18 protein-coding genes and 1 pseudogene are annotated in these 20,271 nt (G+C 62.3%); 13 read left to right on the top strand and 6 right to left on the bottom strand.

The window, feature by feature from the left end; translation table 11 throughout:
* Window positions 1-94 precede the first annotated feature (94 nt).
* A complete protein-coding gene (locus IVA95_RS33220) occupies window positions 95-937 on the bottom strand; it encodes an HD domain-containing protein (RefSeq protein ID WP_247514336.1) in 843 nt (280 codons plus the stop codon).
* A 354-nt stretch (window positions 938-1,291) separates the two neighbouring features.
* On the opposite strand from IVA95_RS33220, the pseudogene IVA95_RS33225 reads away from it, so the two are divergent.
* Window positions 1,292-2,511, top strand: a pseudogene (locus tag IVA95_RS33225) (SulP family inorganic anion transporter); the annotation flags it as partial.
* 44 nt (window positions 2,512-2,555) lie between these two features.
* Here IVA95_RS33225 and IVA95_RS33230 read toward each other — a convergent pair.
* From IVA95_RS33230 to IVA95_RS33245, 4 genes are all read right to left on the bottom strand, one after another.
* Window positions 2,556-3,137 (bottom strand): DUF2889 domain-containing protein, encoded by a 582-nt coding sequence (locus tag IVA95_RS33230; protein WP_247514337.1) that lies wholly within the window; start codon window positions 3,135-3,137, stop codon window positions 2,556-2,558.
* A 29-nt stretch (window positions 3,138-3,166) separates the two neighbouring features.
* Window positions 3,167-4,144 carry an NADPH:quinone oxidoreductase family protein gene (locus IVA95_RS33235; RefSeq protein ID WP_247514338.1) on the bottom strand — a complete coding sequence of 326 codons (978 nt, stop codon included), beginning with the start codon at window positions 4,142-4,144 and terminating at the stop codon, window positions 3,167-3,169.
* 84 nt (window positions 4,145-4,228) lie between these two features.
* Complete coding sequence (locus tag IVA95_RS33240; RefSeq protein ID WP_247514339.1) at window positions 4,229-5,302, bottom strand: LLM class flavin-dependent oxidoreductase; 1,074 nt, start codon at window positions 5,300-5,302, stop codon at window positions 4,229-4,231.
* A 167-nt stretch (window positions 5,303-5,469) separates the two neighbouring features.
* A complete protein-coding gene (locus IVA95_RS33245) occupies window positions 5,470-6,228 on the bottom strand; it encodes a FadR/GntR family transcriptional regulator (protein WP_247514340.1) in 759 nt (252 codons plus the stop codon).
* A gap of 154 nt (window positions 6,229-6,382) precedes the next feature.
* On the opposite strand from IVA95_RS33245, the gene IVA95_RS33250 reads away from it, so the two are divergent.
* From IVA95_RS33250 to IVA95_RS33290, 9 genes are all read left to right on the top strand, one after another.
* A complete protein-coding gene (locus IVA95_RS33250) occupies window positions 6,383-7,747 on the top strand; it encodes an extracellular solute-binding protein (protein ID WP_247514341.1) in 1,365 nt (454 codons plus the stop codon).
* Window positions 7,744-8,643 (top strand): sugar ABC transporter permease, encoded by a 900-nt coding sequence (locus IVA95_RS33255; RefSeq protein ID WP_247514342.1) that lies wholly within the window; start codon window positions 7,744-7,746, stop codon window positions 8,641-8,643. The genes IVA95_RS33250 and IVA95_RS33255 overlap by 4 nt, the downstream gene beginning before the upstream one ends.
* 8 nt (window positions 8,644-8,651) lie before the next feature.
* Window positions 8,652-9,479, top strand: a complete 828-nt coding sequence (locus tag IVA95_RS33260) for a carbohydrate ABC transporter permease (RefSeq protein WP_247514343.1) — start codon at window positions 8,652-8,654, stop codon at window positions 9,477-9,479.
* 5 nt (window positions 9,480-9,484) lie between these two features.
* Window positions 9,485-10,276 carry a hypothetical protein gene (locus IVA95_RS33265; protein WP_247514344.1) on the top strand — a complete coding sequence of 264 codons (792 nt, stop codon included), beginning with the start codon at window positions 9,485-9,487 and terminating at the stop codon, window positions 10,274-10,276.
* A 162-nt stretch (window positions 10,277-10,438) separates the two neighbouring features.
* Window positions 10,439-11,581 carry a mechanosensitive ion channel family protein gene (locus IVA95_RS33270; protein ID WP_247514345.1) on the top strand — a complete coding sequence of 381 codons (1,143 nt, stop codon included), beginning with the start codon at window positions 10,439-10,441 and terminating at the stop codon, window positions 11,579-11,581.
* A 129-nt stretch (window positions 11,582-11,710) separates the two neighbouring features.
* A complete protein-coding gene (locus tag IVA95_RS33275; protein WP_027536371.1) occupies window positions 11,711-12,124 on the top strand; it encodes a DUF3830 family protein in 414 nt (137 codons plus the stop codon).
* A 2-nt stretch (window positions 12,125-12,126) separates the two neighbouring features.
* On the top strand, window positions 12,127-13,065 hold the full coding sequence (gene puuE, locus IVA95_RS33280) for an allantoinase PuuE (RefSeq protein ID WP_247514346.1): 939 nt from the start codon (window positions 12,127-12,129) through the stop codon (window positions 13,063-13,065).
* A gap of 4 nt (window positions 13,066-13,069) precedes the next feature.
* Window positions 13,070-14,296 (top strand): allantoate amidohydrolase, encoded by a 1,227-nt coding sequence (locus IVA95_RS33285; RefSeq protein ID WP_247514347.1) that lies wholly within the window; start codon window positions 13,070-13,072, stop codon window positions 14,294-14,296.
* 179 nt (window positions 14,297-14,475) lie between these two features.
* Complete coding sequence (locus IVA95_RS33290; protein WP_247514348.1) at window positions 14,476-15,846, top strand: hypothetical protein; 1,371 nt, start codon at window positions 14,476-14,478, stop codon at window positions 15,844-15,846.
* Window positions 15,847-15,896: 50 nt separating this feature from the next.
* On the opposite strand, the gene IVA95_RS33295 is transcribed toward IVA95_RS33290, so the two are convergent.
* Entirely contained in the window at window positions 15,897-16,445 is a 549-nt protein-coding gene (locus IVA95_RS33295) for a nuclear transport factor 2 family protein (protein WP_247514349.1), read from the bottom strand.
* 95 nt (window positions 16,446-16,540) lie between these two features.
* Here IVA95_RS33295 and IVA95_RS33300 point away from each other — a divergent pair, with 95 nt between their 5' ends.
* The 3 genes from IVA95_RS33300 (at window position 16,541) to IVA95_RS33310 (ending at window position 20,080) form a co-directional block, all read left to right on the top strand.
* Window positions 16,541-17,542 carry a LysR family transcriptional regulator gene (locus IVA95_RS33300; RefSeq protein WP_247514350.1) on the top strand — a complete coding sequence of 334 codons (1,002 nt, stop codon included), beginning with the start codon at window positions 16,541-16,543 and terminating at the stop codon, window positions 17,540-17,542.
* 176 nt (window positions 17,543-17,718) lie between these two features.
* A complete protein-coding gene (locus IVA95_RS33305) occupies window positions 17,719-18,405 on the top strand; it encodes an isochorismatase family cysteine hydrolase (RefSeq protein ID WP_247514351.1) in 687 nt (228 codons plus the stop codon).
* 22 nt (window positions 18,406-18,427) lie between these two features.
* Window positions 18,428-20,080 carry a regulator gene (locus tag IVA95_RS33310; protein ID WP_247514352.1) on the top strand — a complete coding sequence of 551 codons (1,653 nt, stop codon included), beginning with the start codon at window positions 18,428-18,430 and terminating at the stop codon, window positions 20,078-20,080.
* Window positions 20,081-20,271 lie beyond the last annotated feature (191 nt).

A 20,271-nucleotide genomic window follows, 5' to 3' on the forward strand; every position in this document is an offset into this window, starting at 1 on the left:
TTAGCAAGCTCGCAATCTCAGATGCTTCCTGGCCCTGCCGTGTCATCGATCGCTGATGGCAGGCGAAACTCCAGCGGATGATTTGCATCACCTGTCAATGCTGCGGCCCCATCAGACGTCGAGCATTTTCCGCGCATAATAGATGATGGTGAAGATTGGCGATCCATTGGCGGCCGGAAGCGGTCAGGTTCAGGTACTTGATGCCTTCGTCGAGATATTCCGAGACGCTGTTCCAGAAGAAGTCCGGATATTTTTCCACGAGATCCGCCGGACATGAATATCCAAGCTGGTGATTCATCCCTGTTTCTTCAAATTCGTAAAAAAGCGCATTGACCTTTCTTGCATACATCGGGTCGCCAAGTTGCCCGATCAGGTCCGCCGCCTGAACCAGACGAGGTATGTTCGTCTCCGTCGTCTTTCTCTCGGGTGGAGGCGGGAAACGCGTATGTTCGATCGCCTCCACGATACGCGCGGCGTCCATCACCGGTGAATTTCCGAGCCGTTCTATGGCAAACAGCTTCGAACGGTCGACGTGATAGGGCATCAACGCGGCATCCGACGCTCCGCGAGGCAAGGCGATTCTCCGTCCGTCTTCATCGACCACGAACTCGTCGTCGGTATCGCCGCTCAATATGCCGCGAACATAGCCGATGTCGTGCAGCAGGCAGGCAACGATGAGATGCGTGTAGTCGGAAGGTTCGATACGGCGCGACATCATCATGCCTTGCAGGATGTCGCGGCCGGCCATCGTGACCAGCCACGTATGCTCATAATTGTGATAGAGAGCGTCGCTTCTTCCAATGCATTCGATGGTGATCCGGGCAAGTGAGCCGAGGCGCTCTGCCAGATCGTCATGCATGGGACCAAAGATTTCGCGGAAGTCCTTGGTCAGGAATTTGCCGAGCCTGCGGGCTGCCGACGCCGTGATGGTTCTCATCGTCACTCTCCGATGAACCGGAGCCGTTCAGTGGAAAGGTTATCACAGGTTTCAGCGACGTGGCATGCCGCGGTCGCGGTGTCACATCGCAAAGCGTTTTCAGGACAGGGCGGTATCTGCCTCCGCCGTTTCGGGCAGCGAAAGGAGCCCTGTAGCATCGTCGGGCAGGCGGAGGGACGAGGGGAAGCATGCAGTCGCGTGCCCGTGTCGCGGGCAAGGTTGATTGCCCGGCAGCCTTGGTTGAAAGCTATACGCCTGGGTCTAACGAAAGTCGCTTCGGCCCGTATTTGATCCGGTGGCAGTCCGCCGGGCCTTCGACTATAGTCTCCGAACCCAGATTGGTTCGCCCGCCAAATGCCCGACGGCTCCGCTACTGCCCATCATTATCGCCCGAAGCTCGCGACCGTCCTGTCCGAGGGATACGATCTCGGCTGCTTTCGAAAGGATTTGCTGGCGGCCTTGACGGTCGCCATCGTTGCACTCCCGCTGTCGATGGCGATCGCCGTCGCCTCGGGCGTTTCGCCCGAGCGGGGATTGTACGCCGCCGTGATCGGCGGCTTTTTAGTATCGGCGCTCGGTGGCAGCCGTTACCAGATCGGCGGACCCGCGGGCGCGTTCATCGTCCTGGTGTCGGCAACCGTGACGAAATTCGGCATCGACGGGCTGCTGCTGACGGTCTTCATCTCCGGCTTCATGCTGACGGTGATCGGGCTGCTGCGGCTAGGGGCGCTGATCCGCTACATTCCGCATCCGGTGACCGTCGGCTTTACATGCGGCATTGCGGTCACGATCTTTGCCAGTCAGCTCAGGGATCTCGGCGGCCTCAAGCTGCCTGCGGCCGAACCCGGACCGCTATTGCCGAAGCTTGTGATGCTCGGCCAATCCTTGCCGACCATCAGTCCGGCCGCGCTGGCGGTTGGCGTGGGGTCGGCGGCCCTGATCTTCCTGCTGCGGCGACTGGCACCGAATTGGCCGGGAATGCTGATCGCGGTCACGCTCGCTTCGGTCGCCGTCTTTCTGCTTCATCTGCCGGTAGAGACCATCGGCAGTCATTTCGGACAATTGCCTGATGGAGTGCCGTCGCCGCAGCTACCCTCGATCTCTTATGCTTCGGTGCTCGAGGTGTTGCCGGCGGCGCTCTCTTTCACTCTTCTGGGTGCGGTTGAGAGCCTGTTGTCCGCCAAGGTCGCCGACGGCATGACCGGGCGCAAGCACCGCTACAACATGGAGGTGGTGGCGCAGGGCATCGCGAACGTCGCCTCCGCCATCTTCGGCGGCATCAGTGTGACCGGAACGATCGCGCGTACCGCGACCAATATTCGCGCGGGCGCCTGCAGCCCGGTCTCCGGCATGGCGCATGCGATCTTCGTTTTGGCTTTCATGCTGGTCGCAGCGCCGTTGGCGAGCTTCATTCCGCTCTCCGCGCTGGCGGCGTGCTGGTGGTGGTGTGCTGGAACATGGCGGAGAAGGAAGAATTCCTTCGCTTGCTTCACGATTGGCGCAGTGCGGCGGTGCTGATCGCAACTTTCGGCCTCACGCTGATCGAAGATCTGACATTCGGCATCATCGCCGGATGCGTGCTGGCCGCAGCGTTTGCGATCTACGATCGCGTCCGCGCCTAATCTTTCGCCGCCGGCTTGGTCGCGAACTGCGGAAACATCGCCGCGACAACGGGGCCGTCGGTCCGCCAGGAATGGCAGCCGCCGATGAAGAACGGACGTTGGCCGGAGTTCTGCTGGTTCTCCAGCGTATCGCGGCCTTCCGGCTGCTTGCCGTAGGACATGGTCTGGTACAGCGTGGTGACGGCGGGGCCGAGCAATTCCATCAGATGCGTGCAGGTCTCCAGCCGGCCGATCTTGCGCCGCACCGTCTCGCGCCAGCCCGGGCCGATGCGCTCGCCGATCAAGCGCCGCAAGATCGGCTCGACCTCGATGCAGGTCGGGTAGGGCGTGGCGCGCATCATCGCCTCTGCCGCGCGAATCGTCATGCTGTCGTCGATCGCAAGCCGCAGGCCGATATCGTGGACGGGATCGCCCGGCTTCAGTTCGCTGCGGAAACGATCGGCACGCTGGGTGAAAGGCTTGGTGTCCCGCAGCCACGCCTCGACTTCCCAGAATCCGTCGTCGCGCAGAAAGCCTTCGCATTCGACGGACCGCCTGTGCATCAGGCGGCGCGATGGCTTGCTGTTTTCCAGAGACATCAGTCCGTATCCTGCTTCGACGCGTCGCTTCAGCCGAACTTCACGATCATCTTCCCAAGCGCCGATCGCGACTGCATGGACGTGAAGGCCTCGCGGAAATTCTCGAACGGCACGATCTTGCCGACCACGGGCTGCAATTTGCCCGACGCCAGCCAGTCGAACAATTGCGCCATCAGGCGAGTGTGCGTCTCCGGCTCGCGCTTCTGGATCTGGGCGAGGTCGACGCCGAGCAGCGCGCCGCCCTTGAGGAGCGGCAGGTTGAACGCCAGCGCCGGAATGGTGCCGGAGGCGAATCCGACCACGAGATGCCGCCCGCGCCAGGCGATCGAGCGAAACGCCTGCAGTGATACTTCGCCGCCCACAGGATCGAAAATGACATCCGGCCCATGCCCGCCGGTCAATTCCTTCAGCGTCTCCCGCCAATCCGCCTGGGTGTAGTCGATGGTCTGATCGGCGCCGTGACGAACCGCAAATTCACGCTTCTCCGCCGTCGAGGCAGCTGCGATCACCCGCGCGCCCATCAGTCTGCCGAGTTGAACGGCGGCGATGCCGACGCCGCCGGCCGCGCCCAGCACCAGCAATATCTCGCCTTCGCGCAGCGACGCGCGGGCATCCAGCGCGTAGAGCCCGGTCAGATAGTTGGCCTGAAACGACGCGCCGGCCTCGAACGGAACCTGCGGCGGCAGATGCTTGAGCGCCACAGACGGCACAGAGATATATTCGGCGAGCGCACCGGACCGGGCCATGCCGATCACCGGCATGCCCGGCTTGAACGCACCAACGTTGTCGGCGACGGCATCGACCGTTCCGGCAAACTCCGTCCCCGGCACGAACGGCAGCGGGTCCTTGGTCTGATAAAGGCCCTGCACCTTCAGCCCGTCGACGAAGCCGACTGCCGCCGCGCCGATCCTGACGCGGACCTCGCCCGCGGCGAGGCCGGGCGTATCGATCTCCATGATCGAGATGCCGTCGATTGAATTGTAGTTCTCGACAACGACCGCCTTCATGCAAATTCTTTCATGGGTTTTCTCTTCGTGCGCCAAGACCTTGCGCCGGCATCTTGAGATGCCTGCGGATTCTTCAGGTGAACTCTATTCGGCCGCTTCGGCCTGCCGGTCGATCGCCAGCGCGCCTTGCTTGATGAGTGGAATCAAGTCACGGCCGATCGCCATCGTGTCGTGCGGATTCTCAAAGCCGCGCAGCAGGAAGGAATGAATGCCGAGCCGGTAATATTCCAGCACCGCTGCCGCGATCTGTTCAGGCGTTCCAACCAGGCACGACGTATTGCCGGGAGCGCCGGTGGCGCGCGCAATTCCCATCCATAGCCGCTCGTCATGGACGTCGCCGCGCGCGGCGTAACCGAGCAGGCGCTCGGCGGAGTGGTTGGTGGGTTGGGGCGCGGCGCCGGTCTTGCGCTCGACATCCGCCAGTAGCGCGTTCGCCTTGTCCCACGCCGCGCCTTCGGTATCCGCCATGATCGGCCGCAGCGACATGTTGAAGCCGACGCTGCGCCCAAAGGCGGCTGCGCGCTGCCGGAAATCCTGCACTCGTTCCCGGGTCTCCTTCAGCGGCTCGCCGAAGATCGCGAACACGTCGCAATGTTTGGCGCCCATCTCCAGCGCGCCTTCGGACGAACCGCCGAAGAAGAGGGTGGGGTAAGGCCGCTGGTAGGGCTTGATGTCGGAGAAACCGCCCTCGACGCGGTAGAACTCGCCCTTGTGATCGATCGGACTGTCGCTGCTCCAGAGTTTCTGCATCACCTCCAGATACTCGCCCGCGCGGCGATAGCGGTCATTCTTGGGCAGGAAGTCGCCTTCGCTCGCCTGGTCCGCGTCGCTGGTGCCGGCGATGATATGCAGCGCCATCCGGCCCTGCGTGAGCTGGTCGAAGGTTGCTACCTGCCGCGCGGCCAGCGCCGGCGCCACCGAACCCGGCCGGTGCGCGATCAGGAACTTGATCCGCTCGGTGTGATCGGCGGCATAGAGTGCAATCGCAAAGCCTTCGGCGGCAGAAGCGTAATATCCGACCAGGACGGAATCGTAATTCCACTGCTCATGCAGCCGGGTGAAATCGACCACCCATTGTCGCGATATTTGTCCCTTGATCAGGTGAACCGCGACGCCCTCCTGCTGGGTGCCGATCATTCCGATGATTCTTGCGGGCATGGTCGTTTTCCCGGTCGCTGATGTTTGACTGGAATGAAACGCGCAACACCAAGGGAAAGCAAGTGTTCTGCAGCGTTTTCGCGCGAAGCATGCCCTCGGACTTGATCCGAGGGTGGATACCGGTTCGCGTGAAGAAAACGCGTCAAAAAAGACCTTATCCTGTTCCGTTACACGTCGTGTTCACGGCTGGCATCCGCTGCCGCCATCGCTTCGCCATGCCGGCGTGACAGCGCGGAGGTAATATTGCGCTCGGTCAGGTCCATCAGGCGATGCATCGCGCGCCGCGCGCCATCGGGATTGCGCGCCCATATCTCATCGAGGATGGCGCGGTGATAGGGCAGGCTCTTGCGCGGTGCGCCCGGGTTCAGCGTCGAGAGTTCGAACGACATCCGCAGCGCCGCCTCGACAGTGGCGCCGAAGGCGACCAGAAAGTCGTTGCCGGTCGCCGTCAGGATGCCGCGATGGAAGCGCAGATCAGGCTCGGAATAGGCGCGGCTGTCCATTCCGGCGGCGTCCATCTCGCGATAGGCCCGTTCGATCCGGGCGAGGTCGGAGTCCGAGCCGCGCTCGGCGCAGATCGCGCAAGCCTCCGGCTCGACGATCCGGCGCACCTGCGTGAGCTGGCGGGCAAACTCTTCCGTCGGACGCAGTGCCCATGTCCATTCCAGAAGCTCGGCATCCAGCATGTTCCAGTTGATCCGCTCGCGCACATGAGTGCCGGCCTTCTGCCGCGCCGCGATCAAGCCCTTTGCCTTGAGGATGGACAGCGATTCCCGGATCGAGGTGCGGCTGACGCTGAATTGGGAAGCGAGCTCGACCTCGCGCGGCAGCGTCTTTCCCTCCTGCCATGTGCCGGAGACGATGAGCTTGGCGATTTCCCGCGCGACGTGGGTGTTGGATTGACGGGGTTCGACGTCCCTGGACAAATGTGGACCCTCAAGCCTTGAAACAATAATGTCTGCTTTATTGCGATATGGTGTCAATTGATATCGCGAAAGCAGCCGTGTTGGGAGAAGCCTCCTTTTGACAGTATATTTTATGTCGGTCATATTGTCGAAAAAGACTGTCAGGGAGGCTGCTATGACGAAGAAGAATCCGAGCCACAAATCCGCGGGCTTCAGCCGCCGAACGCTGCTTCAGGCCGGTGCCGCCACCCTCGGCGCGGCCGCATTTCCGCTGCCGGCCATTGCGCAAACAAAACCGTTTGCCGGCATCACGCTGCGCGGCGCGTCCTTTCAGCACCGCTTTTTCACGCTGCTGCAGAACTACATCCCGGAGTTCGAGACGCAGACCGGCATGAAGGTCGATCTGCAGCTCTCCGCGTTCCCGGTCTACAACCAGCAGGCCAATCTCGAATTGTCGTCCGGCGGTTCGGCGTTCGATTTCGTCAATGTCACCTTCATCCTTGCCGCGCGCTGGGTGGCGGCGGGGCTACTCGCCAATCTCGACGAGTTCACCGGTGATCCCAACCTGACTCCGGCGGAATGGAATCCGAAAGATTTCGTCGAAGGCGCGCAGGTGCCGTACCGCGACGCCAAGGGCGCCACTTACGGCTACTCCTGGGAAGGCGGAGCCATGGTGATGGGCCTGTCGCGCATGGATTTGATGGAGAAGCGCGGTCTCAAGATACCGAAGACCTTTGCCGAGCTGGAGCAGGTTTGCGCCGCGATGCATGGCGCCGACAATGTCAACGGCATCGTCAGCTTCCAGCTCCATCACTGGTGCCTGCCGCCCTACATCCAGGGTTTTGGCGGCAATATTTTTCGCAAGCCGCCCACCGACATCATGCCGACGCTGAATTCGCCGGAAGCTATCCAGGCCGTTGAATATTACGCGAACCTTCTGAAGAACTACGCGCCGCGCGGCGTGCTCACCTACACCGAGGATCAGGCGCGGCAATCCCACATGACCGGCCGCTCCAACATCTTCATTCATTCCAGCGCCTGGATTACGCCGATCCTGCTCTCGAACGATAGCAAGGTGAAAGACACCTCACGCGTCGTCAGGATGCCGGCAGGCCCCGTGCATGATTTCCCGGCCGCCAACAGCCAGGGTCTCGGCATTCCCAAGAACGCCAAGAACAAGAAAGCGGCGTGGGAATTCATCAAATGGGCGCTCAGCCCTGAAATCTCGATGCGGCTCGTCAAGGAGCACGGCCATTCCTCGGTATGCCGCAGATCCGTGATCGAGAGCGAGGAATACCGCAAGCTGAACACCGTCAGCGGCCAGGACCTCGGCGCGCTCTATCTCGAAGTGCTGGGGCTGCCGGCCAAGGGCGAGAACTACATGGCCTATCGCACGGTGAAGGAGTTCCCGATCGTCGGCGATGTCCTCAACAAGGCGTTCGAACAGGTGGCGACGGGGCAGCTCACAGCTCAAGCTGCGATGAACGCGGCGCAGGAGCAGGCGGTGGCCAATCTCCGCCGGGCCGGGACCGCGCTTTGAGCGGAAAGGGATCGGTCGACGCCGAGCGCCGCCGCTTCAATCGCCTCGCGCTGGCGCCGAGCCTGATCGTGTTGTTTGTGATCGCAGGCTTGCCTGCGATCTATCTTGTCGTGACCAGCCTGACGCCGTTCCAACTGGTCAATCCGGGATCGTCGACGGATTTCAGCTCGCCCTTGCGGAACTATCGCCTGCTTCCGGGCGACCCGCGCTTCGTCAATTCGCTATGGGTGCAGGCCAAGCTGTCGTTCTGGGGCGTGCTGTTGCAGGTCCTGCTCGGCATGCTGCTCGCGCTACTGCTGCACACGCAGTCGCGCGTCGTGGAATTCGCCCGCACTCTGTTCCTGATTCCGATGGTGCTGCCGCCGATCGTCGTGGCGATCATATGGAAACTGATCTACACGCCCGACATCAGCCCGCTCTACTACGCCGCAGGCCTGCTGAACGTGACCATGCCGTCGCTGACTTCGAGCGTCGATTTCGCGCTGACCGCGATCATCATCGCCGACACCTGGGAATGGATGCCCTTCACCTTCCTGATGGTATTGGCCGCGCTGCAGACCATTCCGGAGGAATTTTCCGAAGCCGCCCTGGTCGACGGCGCCAACCGGCTGCAGATCTTCTTCTACATCACGCTGCCCTTCATCACGCCGATCCTGGTCATCTCGGGCATGTTTCGCCTGATCGACAGCGTCAAGGCATTTCCGCTGGTGTTCCTCTTGACCGGCGGCGGGCCGGGCAGCGTCACCGAGGTGACCAACTATTATGCTTATCTGCTCGCATTCGACTTCAACGAAATCGGCTATTCCAGTTCGGTCACCATCGTGATGCTGCTGCTTGTCGTCGCGGTCAGCCTGGGTGTGGTGTGGATGGGCCGCCGCCGCGAGGCCATGGCATGAGTGGGGGCATGAGTGGCCCGGTCCGCCGTTCGGCCAGCCCGCGCCGGCTCGTGGCGATCGGCGTGACGCTGATTGTGCTGCTGTCGCCGTTCCTCTGGCTGTTGCAGATGAGTTTCAAGTCCAATGAGTTGATCCTGCAGTTTCCGCCGCCCTTGATTTTCACGCCGACGCTGCAGAACTACGTTTCCCTCTGGCAGGGTGCGTTCCCGGCCTCCTTCGTCAACAGCTTGATGAGCGCCTCGTTCTCGACCGCGCTGGCGCTCATTCTAGGCGTGCCCGCGGCCTACGCGTTGTCGCGGTGGGCGGGGCGGGGAAAGCACGCGCTGAGCTTTGCGATCCTGGTGACGCGGATGGCGCCGCCGATCGCGTTCACGATTCCGTTCTTCCTGTTCTATCGCTGGATCGGGCTGCTCGACACCGTCACCGGGCTGGTGCTGGTCTACACCAGCTTCAACCTGCCGCTGGTGATCTGGATGATGCAGCCGTTCTTTGAAACCGTGCCGCCGTCGCTGGAAGAGGCGGCGCTGGTCGACGGCGCGTCGACACGGGTCGTCTTCCTCCAGATCGTGCTGCCGATGGTCGCGCCCGGCATCGCCGCCACCGCGATCCTGTGCTTCCTCTACGCCTGGAACGACTTCTTCTTTGCGCTGATCCTGACGCGGACCAACGCACGGACGGCGCCGGTCGCCGTGGTCAACTTCATGAACTACGAGGGCTGGGAGTGGGGCAAGATCGCCGCGGGCGGCTCGCTGGTGATGGCGCCGGTCCTGATTTTCTCGCTCGCCGTGCGCCGCTATCTGGTGAGCGGGCTGACGGCGGGCGCCGTGAAAGGGTGAGAGCGATGCGGCTTCCGACCGGTGCTTCACGATTTGTCTTCATCTTTGCCCATCCGGCCGGCCATGTCGGCGCGCCCCGCCACTACACGCCTTACTTTCAAGGCGCAGGGCTCGACTGGCACATGGTGCCGCTCGACATCACGCCGGAACATCTTTCCGAAGCGATCCGCACGCTCGCGAAATCGCCGAGCGTCGCCGGCTTCAATCTCACCCTGCCGCACAAGCCGGCGGCGTTCGAGCTGTGCGATGCGGTCGGGCCGGCCGCCGAGTTCGAAGGCGTCGTCAACACGATCCGGATCGAGGCCGGTGCACGGCTGGTCGGCGAATCCTTCGATGGCGGCGGTTTCCTGAATGCGGCGCGCGAGAAGGCGATATTCGATCCCGACCGCCGCTGCGTCGTGATCGGGGCAGGGGGAGCCGGCCGCGCGATCTGTCACGCGCTGGCTGCCGCTGGCGTGAGGCGGCTGCGAATCCTGAACGAAACGCCGGGGCCGGTCGAAATCCTCGCCCAAAAGCTCCGCAGCCGTTTTGCCGATATCGAGATCAGCCTGGACGAAAAATTCGACGACGCCGGCCTGCTCGTCAACGCCACCTCGCTCGGGCTTCGCGAGACGGACGCCCTGCCGATGAATCCCGCGAGGCTGCCGGATGATTGCGCCGTATTCGATATCATTGCCGCCCGCCGGACCGAGTTCATGCAAGCTTGCGCCGCACGTGGCCTGAAGGTGGTCGATGGCGTCGCGATGATCAAACATCAACTGCCCCTGCAGACCGCATTCTGGCGCGGCGAATCCTGAGCCATTGCGCTCGGCAACCGGCATGCCATCACGCCAAAGTTCCCCATTTCCCGATCAATCTCCGCGATGCGCAAAGTGAATTGCTGCGCTGCGCCATGTGCGGCACCAATGCACGGATCAATGCGTTAGCGGCCGAACGAGGCCACGCAGTGGGGATTCGGCATGGAAGATCTTCTGTCAAAATTCGAACAGATGTTTGGCTGGGTGCCACAATGGCTGGTCGGGCTTAGCCTCGTCGTCGGCGCCATTGCCGTGGCGCTGTTCGTCTACGGCATTGCTGCGAGAACCATCAAACGCGTGGTCGCGGCGCGCTGGCCGGCCGTGACGTTGCTTCTGCAAAGGGTCGCCGGCCCGGCGCGGCTGGCGCTTTGTCTCGTCGCCGTGGCGCTGGTGCTGCCGCTGGCACCCTTGAACGACGTGCTGCGTGAACAGCTCAGGCACTTTTTCGTCGTCGCCGTCATCGCGCTGATCGGATGGATCACGGTTCGCGCGGTGGACATGGGGGCCGCGCGCTATCTGCAGCGCTTCCGCCTCGATACCGACGAGAACTTTCTCGCCCGCAAGCACGTCACCCAGGTTCGTGTCTTCAGGCGCGTAATCCAAACCTTGATTATCATCATTGCCGTTTCCACCGCCCTGATGACTTTCGAGTCCGTCAAGCAGTACGGCGTCAGCCTGTTTGCGTCAGCCGGCGCCGCCGGCCTGATCGTCGGCCTTGCCGCAAGGCCATTGCTCAGCAATCTCATCGCCGGCGTCCAGATCGCGATCACGCAACCGATCCGGATCGAAGACGCCGTCATCATCGAGAACGAATGGGGGTGGATCGAGGACATCGCCTCGACCTATGTCGTGGTCCGGCTGTGGGACTGGCGCCGGATGGTGGTGCCGCTGTCCTACTTCATCGAGCGTCCCTTTCAGAACTGGACCCGCGATACCCAGTCGCTGATCGGGGCCATCACCCTTCACGTCGATTATTGCACCGATGTCTCGCGGATCAGGCAGCGGCTTGAACAGGCCGTGCGCGAGTCCAAATTGTGGGATGGCGCCGTGGTCAATCTCCAGGTGATTGAGGCCAGCCCGCGGTCGATCGAGCTTCGGGCGCTGGTCAGCGCCAGATCCGCGCCGCAATCCTGGGATCTCCGCTGCGAGATCAGGGAAAAGCTGCTCACCTTCATCCGCGAGGAGATGCCGGAAGCCTTCCCGCGCGAACGTGCCATGATATCGCCCCGGCTCGCCGACTTCAGCGACACTTTCGAGCACGGCGATGCGCGGTCCCGTCCGGTCCCGGCGAGGGCCCATAGCTAGGTCCTGCACAGGCAACTTCCGGATCCGATGTGATCGCTGAAACTGCCGAATGGGGCCTTGCGTCCGCTTGTTCGGGCTGTAATGGATACGGCTGAACCACTTCCGCAAATGCATCAGAAGAAGAGATCGATGAGCCAACTGATTGTCCGCGCCGGTGAATTTACTTTCCAGGCCCGTTTCGAGGAGCAACTGGCGCCGAAGACGGTTGCCGCCTTTCGCAAGGCGATGCCGTTCGAGAGCCAGGCGATCCATGTCCGCTGGAGCGGCGAGGGTGTCTGGATGCCGCTCGGCGATCTCGATTTCGGTGTCTCCTACGAGAACCACACCAGCTATCCCGCGCCGGGCCAGATCATTCTTTATCCCGGCGGCATCAGCGAGACCGAAATCCTGCTGGCCTATGGCGGCGTGCATTTTGCGAGCAAGATGGGCCAGCTCGCCGGCAATCATTTCATCACGCTGACTTCGGGGCTGGAGAACCTGACCGCATTCGGCAAGACCGTGCTGTGGAAGGGCGCGCAGAAAATCCGCTTCGAGGAAGTCTGATCATGGCCGCGCAGGTCTACCCGCGTGACTTCCGCGGCTACGGGCGCAACCCGCCCGATCCGAAGTGGCCCGGCAACGCGCGGGTCGCGGTGCAGTTCGTGGTCAATTTCGAGGAAGGCGGCGAGAACAATGTTCTCGACGGCGATCGTGCCTCCGAGGCTTTTTTGTCAGACGTGCTGGGCGCGCAGCCCTGGCCCGGACAGCGCCACGCCAACATCGAGTCGATGTTCGAATATGGCTCGCGCGCCGGCTTTTGGCGGCTGTGGCGAGCGTTCACCGAGCGCAATTTGCCGGTCACTGTGTTCGGCGTCGCCAAGGCGTTGCAGCGGAATCCCGACGTGGTCGCCGCCATGAAGGAGGCCGGTTGGGACATCGCCAGCCACAGCCTCCGATGGATCGAGCACAAGGACATGTCTGAAACCGAGGAGCGCACGGAGATCGCAGCGGCGATCCGCGTCCACACCGAGGCGACGGGGCAGCGCCCGCTCGGTTGGTACACCGGACGCACCTCGATCAACACCTTAAGGCTTTTGATGGAGGCCGGCGGTTTGCTTTACCTCAGCGACTCCTATGCCGACGACCTGCCGTACTGGATCAAGTCGCGGGGCTCAAAGCCGCATCTGGTTATCCCCTATACGCTCGATGCCAACGACATGCGTTTTGTCAACGCGCAGGGCTTTGGCGGTGGCGATGAATTCTTCACCTACCTCAAGGACAGTTTTGACGTTCTTTATGCGGAAGGCGAGAGTGCGCCGAAGATGATGTCAGTCGGCCTGCATTGCCGGGTCGTCGGCCGCCCCGGCCGCGCGGCGGCGCTGATGAGGTTTCTCGACTACGTCGGAAAGCACGAGCGGGTCTGGGTTCCGACGCGGCTGCAGATCGCGCAGCACTGGCACGCTAACCTCTCGCATCTCGCCGATGACGCTTTCGATATTGGATGAAGCAATGCTCGGCGATGAAATCGTAAGCCGGACTAACCAGCTCGGGACGATTTCCGAGACGGGCGATAATCTGACGCGGATATTTCTTTCGCCCGAACACCGCACCGCGGGCGATCTCATTCTGTCGTGGATGCGGGATGCCGGCATGGAAGCGCATCTCGACGCCATCGGCAATGTCTGCGGCCGTTACGAGGGCGACCGCCCGGGATTGCCCTGCCTGATGCTGGGCTCGCACTACGACACCGTGCGCGATGCCGGCAAATGGGATGGACCGCTCGGGGTCATCACGGCGATTGCCTGCGTTGCCGATCTGAACCGGCGCGGCGTGCGGCTGCCGTTCGCGATCGAGATCGTCGGTTTCGCCGATGAAGAGGGCGTGCGGTTTGCCTCCACGCTGCTCGGCAGCCGGGCGGTCGCGGGAACCTTCGACGCGAGCGTGCTCGACGCGCGCGACCGTGACGGCCTCACCATGCGCGAGGCCATGGTGCAATTCGGCCTCGACCCTGGCCAGATCGGTGCGGCGGCGCGCACCCGCCCCGAGCTGCATGCCTATGTCGAACTGCACATCGAGCAGGGGCCGGTGTTGGAACAGCAAAACATTCCTGTCGGCGTAGTGACGGCGATCGCGGGCGCCACGCGGCTCGCCGCAAATCTCTCCGGCATGGCCGGCCATGCCGGCACGGTGCCGATGGCGCTGCGGCGCGACGCGCTGGCGGGCGCTGCCGAATGCATCGTCGCGGTCGAGCAATTCTGCAAGGGCGATGGCGCCGGTCTGGTCGGCACCGTGGGCGTGATCAACGCGTCGCCCGGCGCGACCAACGTCATTCCGGGTCGAGTCTCCTTCACGCTCGACATCCGCGCGCCGGCCGATCCGCACCGCAAGCGGGCCGTCGCCGAGATCGTGCGACAGATCGAGGCGATCGCAAAGCGCCGTGAGCTGTCGCTGCAGATCGATATTACGCATGAGAACCGCACCGTGCCCTGCGCGCCATGGCTGAAAGCGCAGGTCGCGGAAGCGGTTGCGGCCGAAGGCTACGGCGTGTTCGAACTGCCGAGCGGGGCAGGGCATGACGGCATGGCGATGATCGATATATCAGATGTCGCCATGCTGTTCGTGCGCTGCCGCGGTGGCATCAGCCATAACCCGGCCGAGCATGTCGAACTTGCCGACGCGGATGCGGGCGCGCGCGTACTGCTGCGGCTGATCGAGAATTTCCGGCCGCGGAGCTAAACAAGGGAAGCGGACGGGCAGGGGTAGCTATTGGCTTGCAGCGGATCCTGCTCAATGCCAAGATCGAGCAACATGACAGTTTGGTGACAGGTTACCCGCGCTTTCGCGGAGAGACGAATCAATCCTGTTTGGGTACCAACGCGTGATCTCGAAGCCTCGGACATCGATCATCCAAGCCTATGAATAGTGATATTTCATTTCCGTCACATCGCGAGTACCGATTTTATCAGGGACTGTTTGCGAGCTGCATCGCCAACGGCATTCAGGCCGTCAATTTTCTCAGCGACCGGTTCCTGAGAAAAGCTCATCGCCTTTCGCAGGGCATCGATGAGCTGTACCGGCACGCGATCGACAGCGCATTTTCTCCGCAGGAAGCCTTTCTCGTCACGGGGGCGCCGCACGCAACCGCCTATTACCCGCGGGACTTCGCCTGGTTCTATCCCGATGTTCTAGATCCCGAGACCATCATGGATTCCGAGGATGCCATCCGCCGGGTTCGCTTGCTCGAGAAAAGCGTCCGGCTGATGTTGGAGGCCGTTCGCGCCAATGTCGTCACGACCACGATTATTCCGGCTGGCCGCGACCGATACATCGGCATCAACTACTTTTCGCTGCCTTCGGATACTCTGCTGGGCATCCTCGCAGGTCTCGAGCAGATCATTCGGGCGGACCAAAGGGCATCTGCGTATCTGGCGATGTCGCAAGGCGCGCATGCCGGGCGTCTGCTGCTGGCGGAGCATCGCGAGGACCTGAAGAAAGCGATACTTCAACTTGCGGAAGCGCTGGAGCCGTTCGAGGACGGCGGCGTCAGCGCTTTGCTGTGTGACGTCAGCGCACCGCGTTCCGCGGCAACCGATACCCGCGCCGAACGCAGGCGCTTTGTCACCAATGCATGCGTTTACGCGACTTTTATCCGCGGGATAGAACTCGGGGTGATCGATCGGGCCGACCTGGAAGCCGTGCTCGGGCGCGAACTCCCGCAATACAAAAAGGAGCTGCTCCGGTTGTTCGGCAAGCCCGGCTATATCAGGCATGCCTTGCATTCCGGCAGCGAGCTGCCGGCGTCTGCCATTGCGCTCGACTTCGTCAACGTGCACCGCGGATTTTGGGATTTGAGCGACGAGGGTGAACGCGCTTTGTTCGCGGCAACGACGGATTTGATACTCGCCGAACCGCGATTTCGAATACCGGGTACATCTCATTTCCTGGTATCCGCGGATAACCCGCTGAACAAGATGATCCACAAGATTGCAGCGCCCGCCTACCAGGGGCGTTCGTCCTGGCCGACGTTCAACGTCGAATTCGCCGATCGCATGCTGGAGTACGATGAACGCTCCGGCACCGACAAGTATGGGTCCTACGCCCGCAATATATTGAGGGACATTCGTACTGCGACCGAAACGCACGGCGGATATCAGGAGCTCTTGTCCGAAAAGGGTCAGAAATATCGCACATGGGCCTATCAGAGCGCAGATGCCCACTCCTGGTTTCCGCGTTTTCTGTCGGTCTGGCGGCGGGCATTCGGGACACCGCTGCTTAACGGGAGCTAGGCGGCCTCATTTCTTATCGGCCGCCGGAGATGGCAAAGAACTGAGAATCGTTACCGCCCGTCGAGATTGGCGCCACGGGCCAACGCGGCCGCGGTCTCAAGTCCGACAGGGCGCACGAGCGGGTCGGCGTGGCGGTGAACCAGCCACCACTGTCCGCCTTGCCTACGGTAGACCTGCGTCACGCGCAGCGACCAATCCTGGTCCGGCAAGCCGCCGACTTCGCCGTGCTGACGCTCGATCATCGCTAGAACGACCAGATCGTCCGACGCATACGATTGAACGAGTTCGAGCTTGGCGTCGCCGTTCCTGAAGGTGCTGGCGAGCCGCGCCAGCCGCTCGGGACTCATGTCAAAACCTCGGCTGGCCTCGCCGCCAAACGGCTGCATCAGCGTAAACTCTTCTGCGATGCGCACCAGACCGGACCATTTGTCCATGTCGCCGCGCATGAAAGCCGAAGCCTGAGCCTCGGTCTTGCTGATGAGGTCGGCGAGCTCCTGGTCCCAACTTGCTGACGTTGGGGCCTGTGCGGCGCTGGCCGACAGCGGCATTGCGAGTGCGGCTTTCAGGGCCAAGCGTCTCCAGATGTTCGATTTGAACATTTCGTGTCTTTCCATTTGGGGTGGGCCGGCTGACCGGCGGTACCGCCCAAATCTCATTTCAATCATACTGAATCCAGTGATATGATTTCAGCATTATGCTGAACCAGATTGACCTTTCCCGGATCGATCTCAACCTGCTCGTGCTGTTCGAGATCGTCTTTCAAGAGCGGCATGTCGGCCGCGCGGCAGAGCGGCTGCACCTTTCGCCCTCGGCCATCAGCCATGGCCTTGGCCGGCTGCGAGCACTGCTCGGCGATCCCCTGTTTCTCAGGACTCCCAAGGGCGTCGTTCCGACCGAGCGTGCCTCGCAACTCGTGCCGTCAGTGGCTGAAATTCTCGCGCGTATCCGCGGCGTCGTTTCGACGGCTACACCGTTTGACCCGCGGCATTCGACCCGCCGCTTCGTCATTGGCGCGCCGGACGGGATTTCGTCGGTAATCCTGCACCCGCTGCTGGAGAGGTTGCGTGAGGTGGCGCCGGGCGTCGATGTGGGCATCCGGCAGCTACTGCCGGCGCAAGGTTTCACCGCTCCTCAGCTTGCATGGAAGGACGCACTGAACGAGCTCGAAGACCGGACAATTGATATCGCGATCATACCTCTCGACGATGTTCCGGCGCGTTTCCATAAACAGATCCTGTACGAGGAAGAGTTTGTTATCGCCCTACGCAATGGCCATCCGTTCCAGCGCACCTCGACCCTGAAGCGCTACTGCGAGATGGAGCATCTCGTCGTTTCGCACACCGGCGACGCTTCCGGATTCGTGGACGCCGAGCTTGCGAAGAAAGGCCTGAAACGGCGCGTGGCCTTAACTGTGCCAAATTTCACTTTCGCGCTTTCCGTACTGGCCGAAACCGAAATGGTCTCTGCGCTGCCGAGACGATTTCTGGAGATCTACGGCGCCCGCTTCAACGTCGTCGCCGTCAAGGCGCCGCTGCCGCTGCCGCGCTTCTCGATCAATATCGTTCTTCCGAAAGTGGCGATGATGGATGCCGGCCTCGCCTGGCTGGTCCAGTTGTTTGGACAGGTGCGACCGGGAAACCCCGGATCATCAGTTCTTCGATTGGGCAAGGGTCATCGCCGCGTGCACAGCCAATGAGCAACTGCTCGCTTGTGGTGCGTTTGACGAAGGCAGGCCGAGATCAGCATCCGCGAGTAACGGACTGACAACACGACTGATTTTCTTAAGAGCTTCCGCTCGACCCAATTGTACACAATGGCACGCGCCTTGCTTGATTTCTCCCGAGGAGTTCTCTCGTTCGGGGCGCGTACGTTATGGCGAACTCAGCAAAGCTCGCAGCGGAGCCGGAGCCGATCGAGCTCGATTGGGCGGCGACCGCGCTTCTCATCATCGACATGCAGCGCGATTTCATGGAGCCTGGCGGCTTCGGCGAAACGCTGGGCAACGACGTCAGCCAGCTCGCGCGCGCAGTAAAGCCGATCGCCGCCGTGCTGGATGCCGCGCGCGCGGCCGGCATGCTGGTCATCCACACCCGCGAGGGCCATCTGCCCGATCTTTCCGATGCGCCCCCGGCCAAGGTCGCGCGCGGCGCGCCGTCCTTGCGCATCGGCGATCCCGGCCCGATGGGACGCATTCTCATTCGCGGCGAAGCCGGCCACGACATCATTCCCGAGCTCTATCCGCTCGACAGCGAGATCGTGATCGACAAGCCGGGCAAGGGCGCCTTCTACGCCACCGAGCTCGGCGACGCCCTGCAGCGCTACGGCATCGAGAATTTGCTGGTCTGCGGCGTCACCACCGAGGTCTGCGTCAACACCACCGTGCGCGAAGCCAACGACCGCGGCTATCGCTGCGTGGTGCTGGCCGATTGCTGCGCGTCCTACTTTCCCGAATTCCACGAGATGGGCCTGAAAATGATCAAGGCGCAGGGCGGCATCTTCGGCTGGGTTTCGGATTCAGCCGCGGTGCTCAGGGCGATTTCACCGGAGATTCCAATATAACGGCAGTAGCGGGGGCATCACGATGAGCGCAACGGGGACATCAGGTACATCCACTTTCAAGCCGGCGTTATGGACGCCGGGAGACTGGAACGCCTTGTTCGGCTTCGGCACCAACATCCTCGTCAACATGCTGGTGCTGACCGGGCTGTTGCGCTTCGTGCTGAAGATGCCTGATAGCATCGTATTCGGCCGCATCCTGCCAGCGCTCGGCCTGATGATGTGCCTCTCGACGTTCTATTACGCGTATCTCGCCTACAAACTGGCGCAGAAGACCGGCCGCAACGACGTCTGCGCGCTGCCGTCGGGCGTCAGCGTGCCGCACATGTTCATCGTCACCTTCGTGATCATGTTGCCGATCACGCTCAAGACCGGCGACCCCATCAAGGGCTGGTCGGCTGGCCTGGTCTGGGTGTTCTTCCAGAGTTTTATTCTCATGATCGGCGGCTTTATCGCGCCTTATATCAGGAAGATCACCCCGCGCGCGGCACTGCTCGGCACGCTCGCCGGCGTCTCCGTTACCTTCATCTCGATGCGACCCGCGTTGGAAATGTACATGACGCCGCAGATCGGGCTTATCTGCTTCGCCATCATCCTGGTGGCCTGGTTCGGCGGGGTAAAGTATCCGAAGGGGATTCCGGCGGGTCTTGTCGCCATCGCCGCCGGCATGCTGATCGCCTGGGGTTCGAACCTTTTCGGCCTTGGTCTTGGTGGGCTGAGCCTGAAGGGCGTCGGCGATGCCTTTGCCAATTTCGGCTTCTCGGTGCCATTGCCTGCCTTCGGTCACGTGTTCTCCGGTTTCGAATTCCTCGGCATCATCCTGGTGACGGCGATCCCGTTTGGCATCTACGATCTCGTCGAAGCCATGGACAATGTCGAAAGCGCGGAGGCGGCCGGCGACGAGTATCCGACGACGCGGGTGCTGACCGCCGACGGTGTCGTCAGCCTGATCGGTTGCCTGATGGGCAATCCCTTCATCAACGCCGTCTATATCGGCCATCCCGGCTGGAAGGCGATGGGCGGGCGGATCGGCTATTCGGCGGCGACCGGCATCATGGTGGTGCTGCTGTCGTGGTTCGGCATCATCTCGGTGCTGCTGGCGCTGGTGCCTGTGGTCGCGATCTCGCCGATCCTGCTCTACATCGGAATGCTGATCGGTGCGCAGGCGTTCCAGACCACGCCGGTCAAACATGCGCCCGCGATCGTGCTGGCGCTGACACCACATCTCGCGGCGTGGGCGAAGCTGCAGGTCGACACCATGCTCGGTGCGAGCATGGCTGCGGCGCAAACCGTTGGCGGTCTTGCGGCCGACAAAGTCGACGCAGTCAAATCAGCAGCCATTGCATCGCTAGCGCAGCAAGGCGTGCTCTATCACGGGCTGGAAGTGATGGGCGGCGGCTCGATCCTCGCCGGCCTTGTGCTGGGCGCGATCGGCGTCTTCGTGATCGAGCGCGACTTCATGAAGGCGTCAGCCTTTGCGCTGGCCGGTGCTATCTTGACCTATTTCGGTTTCATGCACGGCGAAGCCGTCGGCATCGGTGGGGGCCTTGGTGTGACGCCGGGCGTGGCGCTGGCTTATGCCGTGATGGCGGCGGGACTGTTTGCGCTGGCGAAGACCAGTCCAAGTGTCGCCCATAGCGCGCATCCCGAGATACCGGCGGCAGCACCGGCGGAGTGATCCTTACCCTCATGGTGAGGAGGCGCGCCGCGCCGTCTCGAACCATGATGCCACAGGCGGGCCTTCATCCTTCGAGACGCCGCTTGCGCGGCTCCTCAGACCGTATGTCCCTCTTCCGATGCGGAGGCGACTCACCCTCGATGCGAGTGCGAGGGTTACCCGGATGGGCCGGGCAGAGCCTCACGCAAGGA

The sequence above is a fragment of the Bradyrhizobium sp. 157 genome (assembly GCF_023073815.1).
Taxonomy (GTDB): domain Bacteria; phylum Pseudomonadota; class Alphaproteobacteria; order Rhizobiales; family Xanthobacteraceae; genus Bradyrhizobium.